The organism is Pedococcus sp. P1_H8 (assembly GCF_056405175.1).
The window spans coordinates 1-349 of record NZ_JBFUCP010000520.1 but is presented as its reverse complement, the minus strand read 5'-3'; the positions used below and the strand labels follow the sequence as shown (position 1 = coordinate 349).

At 72.5% G+C, this 349-nt stretch carries 1 protein-coding gene; it reads right to left on the bottom strand.

Going from position 1 to position 349, the window contains the following annotated elements:
• Window positions 1–349, bottom strand: a 349-nt coding sequence (locus AC1DYG_RS21135; protein ID WP_477641766.1) for a DNA glycosylase AlkZ-like family protein, incomplete at both ends; no start/stop codon positions are given.

Sequence of the window (349 nt, the reverse complement as noted above, 5' to 3'; positions counted from 1 at the left end):
GCGTTGGTGCGCAGGTCCGTGTCCATGATCGGCTGCACCCAGGGCCGCAGCGCCAGGGCGTCGGCCGCGGTGACCGCGTGCACCGTGCCGCGCATCAGGACCATGCGCACCACCTGCCGGTCGGCGATCAGGTCCGACAGCTCGGAAGGGTCGAAGTCGGCGAGCCTCGCCCACAGCGCGTAGTACGGCGCCGACGGCGACTGCGCCTGCAACCCGTAGAGGTGCCCGACCAGGTCGAGTGCCGTACCTGCCTCACGCCGAAGCAGGTGCTGGCGGTCCAGGGTGGCGCGCGAGAGCGCCCCGGCCGTCAGCCGTTCTCGGGTCGTTCCACCAGCCGCCACCGGCACAC